Source organism: Reyranella sp. (assembly GCF_036558665.1).
Lineage (GTDB): Bacteria > Pseudomonadota > Alphaproteobacteria > Reyranellales > Reyranellaceae > Reyranella.
Genome location: NZ_DATBFE010000155.1, coordinates 1 through 5,849 on the forward strand (window position 1 = coordinate 1; position 5,849 = coordinate 5,849).

Annotated in this window: 5 protein-coding genes; 2 read left to right on the top strand and 3 right to left on the bottom strand. The window is 63.9% G+C overall.

The features are described from left to right. A partial coding sequence (locus VH499_RS22865) for a molybdopterin oxidoreductase family protein (protein WP_332055078.1) occupies positions 1–898 on the top strand: 898 nt, incomplete at its 5' end. 10 nt (positions 899–908) lie between these two features. Here the strand turns inward: VH499_RS22865 and VH499_RS22870 are convergent. The 3 genes from VH499_RS22870 to VH499_RS22880 all read right to left on the bottom strand — a co-directional run bounded on the left by VH499_RS22870 (position 909) and on the right by VH499_RS22880 (position 4,415). Further along, positions 909–1,721: a family 1 encapsulin nanocompartment shell protein gene (locus tag VH499_RS22870; protein WP_332055079.1), complete on the bottom strand. Its 813-nt coding sequence runs from the start codon at positions 1,719–1,721 to the stop codon at positions 909–911. After that, positions 1,714–2,769 carry a Dyp-type peroxidase gene (locus VH499_RS22875; RefSeq protein WP_332055080.1) on the bottom strand — a complete coding sequence of 352 codons (1,056 nt, stop codon included), beginning with the start codon at positions 2,767–2,769 and terminating at the stop codon, positions 1,714–1,716. The genes VH499_RS22870 and VH499_RS22875 overlap by 8 nt, the downstream gene beginning before the upstream one ends. Positions 2,770–2,930: 161 nt before the next feature. After that, complete coding sequence (locus tag VH499_RS22880) at positions 2,931–4,415, bottom strand: MFS transporter (protein WP_332055081.1); 1,485 nt, start codon at positions 4,413–4,415, stop codon at positions 2,931–2,933. A 306-nt stretch (positions 4,416–4,721) separates the two neighbouring features. Here VH499_RS22880 and VH499_RS22885 point away from each other — a divergent pair. Beyond that, a partial coding sequence (locus VH499_RS22885) for a substrate-binding protein (RefSeq protein ID WP_332055082.1) occupies positions 4,722–5,849 on the top strand: 1,128 nt, incomplete at its 3' end.

The following is a 5,849-nucleotide window of genomic DNA, read 5'->3' on the forward strand; positions in this document are numbered from 1 at the left end:
AGCCGTCGATCCACCGGGACACGCGCGAAGCGACTTCGATATTTTCGTGGAGGTCGCCAACCGGCTGGGATTCAAGGACCGCGATGAGGCGCCGCTGATCCCTTTCAGGGAGCCCAGGGAGGCGTTCGAGGAATGGCGCAAGGTGTCGCGCGGCCGGCCCTGCGACTACTCCGGCATGACCTACGAATTGATCCTGCAAATGGGCGCGGTCCGCTGGCCTTGCAACGAGCGGCACCCCCGCGGCTGCGAGCGCCTGTATGAGGATCTCAAATTCTGGACCGGTATCGACGAGTGCGAAAGCTACGGTGCCGATTTCCTGACCGGCAACAAGAATACCCGTGGCGACTACGAGCGGATCGATCCCAAAGGCAAGGCTTTCCTGAGGCCGGTGCACTGGCGGCGACAGCCGAACCCGACCTCCGACGACTACCCGTTCGTGCTCATCACCGGGCGCGTGGTCTATCATTTTCACACCCGCACCAAGACCGGCCGGTCCGTGGCGCTGAACGAGCGAGCGCCGCTGCCCTATGTCGAGATGCATCCCGCCGATGCCGCTCGCCTGGAGATCGGGCTCGGCGACCTGGTCGAGATCACGTCGCCGAACGGGCGGTGGGAAGGGGTGGCGATGGTGGTCGATACGGTCCGTCGCGGGGAGGTGTTCGTGCCGTTTCACTACGGCCACGGCTCGCAGTCAGCCAACCAGCACACCTGGTACGCGCGCGACCCGATCAGCCATCAGCCGCAGCTCAAGTCCTCGCCCGTTGCCGTCCGCCGACTGAGCTTCGGGCAGCCCGAGCCGTGGCTGCTGGCACGGCTCGCGGAGCTGAACGGGCAATCCGCGGAGCCGTTCGCTGCCCGGGAGTTCGGCGGAACCGTAAACCGCGTGGTTCAACCGTAGCGTACCGCGATCATCCCTGCTTGCGCGGAGCTGCCAGCACCACCGCGGCCTCTGCCGTCAGCAGCAGGAAGGTGAAGGTCTCCTGCAGGTACAGTGTGACGGTGGTTTCGGTATGGCTGAGGTAGCCGATGGAGATGTCCTGGCCGATGTGCAGCTCGAAATCGCCACCGCGCGTCGACACCACCATGCCTCCCTCGAGGGCCGGGGCCCAAACGATCTCGCCGTCTACAAGGCGCCGGATGTGCTGGAGGACCGGGTAGCCATCATCGCTGCCTCCACTCATGGCGGTATAGGGTTTCGCACCCAGCAGGAGTGCGTAGGGGCCGTTGACGCCGGCGAGGCGCAATTGACTTACCGCCTCCGCCACTGCGCCAGGATAGGCCTCTACGTCGGCCGGGAGCGTCAACATCGGATTGCTGGTGCCTTGGCGGATGCCTTGGATTCCGGCCGATGCGTAGCCCTCGAACACGGCTCGATCTTCGGCAAAGGCGATCTTGCGCGCCGCGTCCTTCAACGGCGACCAGTCCGAATCATTTGCGCCGCGTTCCACGTCGTCAATCGCCTGGCGCGCCAGTTCGAACGGAACGCGCAGTTCCACGAGCGCCTTCGCCTCGCGTTGCGCGGCCTGTATTCCGTCGCCCGTCGTTTCGATCTGCCGGAGATGACCGGCGCCGACCGCCGAGAACTCGAAACCCTTGGGGCCTTTCACATCGACCACGCGTCGTGCCGCCAGGTAGCGCTTGAGGGTGCGGGACGCCTCCTCTTCGATCTGGGCCCATGCGCCGTCGGAGATCGGGGCAAGTTCCCGGTAAAGGTTATTCATGTGTCGACTCTTCCCTCAGAGAACCGATGCCAAGCGAACCATCGGACGATGGCTGTCGTAACCGTGCCGTCTCGGTTCCGAATCCGTCCGCCGGCGGACCGGCGGATGGCGTCGCGCTCTCGGCGGCGACATTCTCCAGGAATGTTGTTGACGGCACGAAGAACAGCGTGCCGGTGACGGCGCGACTGAAGTCCAGCAGCCGGTCGTAGTTGCCCGGCGGCCGACCGACGAACATGTTGATCAGCATCTGCTCGATCCTGTGCGGGGACCGTGCGTAGCCAATGAAATAGGTGCCGAACTCGCCCTTTCCCACGTCGCCGAACGGCATGTTGTCCCGCAAGATCTCCAGCTGCTTTCCGTTCTCCACGATCGTCGTCAAGGCGTTGTGAGCGGAGGTCGGCTTCACGGCATCGTCCAGTTCGATGTCGGACAGCTTGGTCCTGCCCATTATCTTTTCCTGCTGCTCGGTGGGTAGCGCGTTCCAGGCTTTCACATCATGAAGGTACTTCTGGACGATCACGTAGCTCCCGCCGGCAAACGTGGCGTCCTCCTCACCGATGATCGTGGCATCGACAGCGGCCTCGTCCGTCGGGTTTTCCGTGCCGTCGACGAAGCCGAGAAGATCGCGTTCGTCGAAGTAGGTGAAGCCGTGCACTTCGTCGACCGGAGAGACTGCGTCGCCGAGCCGGGACATGATCTGTGTCGCGAGCTCGAAGCACAAATCCATGCGCGCGGCACGGATATGGAAGAGGATGTCGCCCGGTGTTGCCGGGGCATGATGCTCGCCGCGGATCTCGCGAAATGGATGCAGCTCCTTCGGCTTCGGATCTCCGAAGAGCCGATCCCAGGCATCCGAACCAAACCCCATGACACATGACAGGCGGCCTTCGAGGTCGCGAAAGCCTACCGCACGCAGAAGGGCAGCCAGATCTCCGCAAAAAGCCCGCACGGCGCTACGATGTTCCGGCTGGGAGTTCACGGTCACGACAAGAAAGATCGCGGCGCGCGTCAACTGCGCGACGACCGGTTGCGGATTAACAGACGGCACCACTCCTCCTCAATTGCCAATCGTTGCATGATGACGGATGGCGTGCAATCACCCCGCAAGACTGAGATATCTCGCAAGGTCGAGCACAGTCGTCTCAACGAGCCGCCAGATCCGAAATCGACTGATCGTTGCCGAGCAAGTGGCGCGGCGGCATAGGCGTCTCACGCCCGCACGAGCCACTGCGGCAGACGCACCACGCGCAGAAGGCCGGCCGCGCTGGAGAGGCTGTGGACCGACCGGCGCGCCTCGAGAAACAGATGACGCAGGAGGAGACGGTCGGTCGTGCCGGCCGGTTCCTCGACGAACGACAGCCGGTGAAGGGAATAAAGGCCGGCGAGGCAAGCCATGCCGAAGAAGAAGGTCCAGGAGTGGAAGTCGAGCACCTGCAGCGTGATGTCTTCCTGGCCGCCCTTCCAGGTGAGGGCGAGGGTGAGCTGATGGCTGGCAAAGAAGTCGGCAAACAGGCCGCCCAGGATCGGTGCCACTGCGGTGCAGCTCGCCGTGATCACGCTGTTGGCGGCAAGATAGGCAGTGGCCTGTCCGGGCGGCGACAGCTTCATCGCGATATTGCCGGAGGCGAGCCCGACGCCCGCCGTCGACAGGCCCATCAGGATATGAACGCCGATCAGGAAATAGAACAGCATCGGCTGCATCCAGCTCACGCCGGTAATCGTCCAGGCCAGGATGCAGACAAGGAACAGAGGCGCGGCGATGCCGAGCACCGCCTTGTTGCTGAAGCGGTCGATCAGAGCGCCCCACAGTCCGAGAGCCGCGAGATTGCTGAGCTGGCTCGCGATCGTGAGGCCGAGGATCGACGTCAGGGAATAGTCCAGCGTCTTCAGCATGTAGATGGCGAAGAAGGGCGCGGCCAAATTCGCCGCGAAGTTCCACGACGACAGGAAGAAGAGCAACCGCCGGAAGTTGCCATCGCGCAGCGGCGCCAGGAGCAGGGCAATCGGATGGGCGATCTTCTCCACTGGCGCCATCGGGCGGTCCGGCGTGATCCGCAACAGATAGACACCGAGGAAGCCGATCGCGGCGCTCAGCGCGAACAGGATCGTATAGCCGGCGGCCGCATGCTCGGGGACATGCGCTTTCCAGGTGTCGATCAGGACGCTGCCGACGAGGGCGAGCGCAATGGAAACGGCAGTGGTCGCCATCGTGCGGCGTCCGAAGAACCGGCCGAATTGCGATGCCGGAACCAGATCCCGCATCCAGGAATTCCAGGCGCAGCCGCCGACCGCGGCCATGCCCTGGTAGATCGCGAGCGAGACGATGAGCGTCACGACGCCGGCTGCAGTGGGAAGCAGGGGAGCGGCAGCCGCGCCGAGCAGAAAGACACGGCCGATGCCGGCTGCCCAGACGCAGACGTCACGGCGGGCACGCAGGCGCTCGACCACGAGGGTGGCGGGAATCTGCAGGAGTTGCACGAAGAAGGGAACGGCCGCCAGCACGCCGATGGCGAGGTTGTCGGCGCCGAGCGCGACCGCGAATCCGGCCAGGAAGACGCCCGTGGTCAGCGTCCCCATCGCTTCGCTGGCAATCGCGTCGTAGAGGATGAGGCGCAGCGTGTGTTGTTCTTGGGGATCGCCCGGTGGCGCTTCATGGCCAGCGACGCGTTCGTTTTCGGTCTTGCGGTCGAGCATTTCCGTTCCTTGGCACATCGCGCGTCGGACCGTCGAACGATCCTGATCAACTCTTGATCCCGGCGAGCCAATCTAGACAGCCGGATGCCGCCGCCAGAAGCCGGGCCTGCGGACGCTTTCGTACCAAACGTGCTGACCCGGCCCGGCCTTCGACCAAGGTCGCATTGACGCGGCAGCGCTTGCCCTCGCAACTTGGCCAACCCGAGTCTGTCCAGTCCAGTGGGTTGGAGAAGGCTGGTCTGGAGACGTGGAATTTCGGTACGCAATTCGAGCGCGAGACTCGAATGCACTCAACAGGAGGAAGCGATGACACAGCGTGTTCATTCCAATGCCCTGTCGCGGCGTGGGCTGTTGCAGGCGAGTACGGCGCTGGCCGGGGCGTCGTTGGCCTCGCCGTTTCTGGCCCTTCCGGCGCTGGCGGACGACCACCCGGCGATCGGGACCTATCCCGATGGATCGAGCGGCTCGTCGGTCTACGTCGGCATCACCTGCCCGCGCACTGGTACCTATGCGGTGCAGGGCGAGGACGAGATCAAGGGTTGCGAGCTTGCAATCGAGCACATCAACAGCGGTCATCCGCTGATCAAGGCCATCTCGCCCAAGACGACCAAGGGCGTGCTCGGCAAGGAAGTGAAGTATGGCATCGCCGACGACGGCGCCAAGCCGAACAGTGCGGTGCAGAACATTTCGCGCTTCATCACCGAGAACAAGGCGGTAATGTTCACCGGCGGAACCTCGAGCGCCGTTGCGGTGGCCCTGAACAAGCTCGCGCAGCGCGAGAAGGTGCTCTACATGACGGCCATCTCCGGCTCGAACGACACGACCGGCAAGGATTGCGTGCGCTACGGCTTCCGCGAGTGTTTCTATGGTCAGACGGCCGCCGCGGGCGTCGGCCCGGTCCTGCTGAAAGCCTTCGGCAAGGGCAAGAAGGCCGCCTACCTGACGCCGGACTACACGTACGGCCACACCGTGCAGAAGTCGATGGAGGAGTTTCTCAACAAGAACGGCGGCTGGACGACGGCCACCAACCAGGTAGCGCCACTTGGTGCGCCGGACTACAGCTCCTATCTCCTGAACATCGCCAACTCGGGCGCCGACTTCCTGCTCAACATCAACTGGGGCCATGACGCGGTCCTGTCGATCCAGCAGGCCAAGCAGTTCGGCGTGCTCGGCAAGCAGAAGCTCGTGGTTCCCTATCAGACGCCGTTCCTGGCGCGCGAGGTCGGCGCCGAGCTGACCCAGGGTGTCTATGCGGCCACCGATTTCTGGTGGACGCTCGAAGACAAGTATCCAGTCGCCAAGGCATTCGTCGAATCCTTCTACAAGAAATTCGGCTATCGGCCGGAATGGGGCGCGGACAACTCCTACATGCAATTCGCGATGTGGGCCGATGCCTGCGAACGCGCCGGGACCTTCTATCCGCCCGACGTGATC

Bases quoted from the DNA above. Each gene is read 5' to 3' on its own strand.
- VH499_RS22880 (WP_332055081.1), bottom strand. From the start codon at position 4,415: ATGCTCGACCGCAAGACCGAAAACGAACGCGTCGCTGGCCATGAAGCG.
- VH499_RS22870 (WP_332055079.1), bottom strand. From the start codon at position 1,721: ATGAATAACCTTTACCGGGAACTTGCCCCGATCTCCGACGGCGCATGG.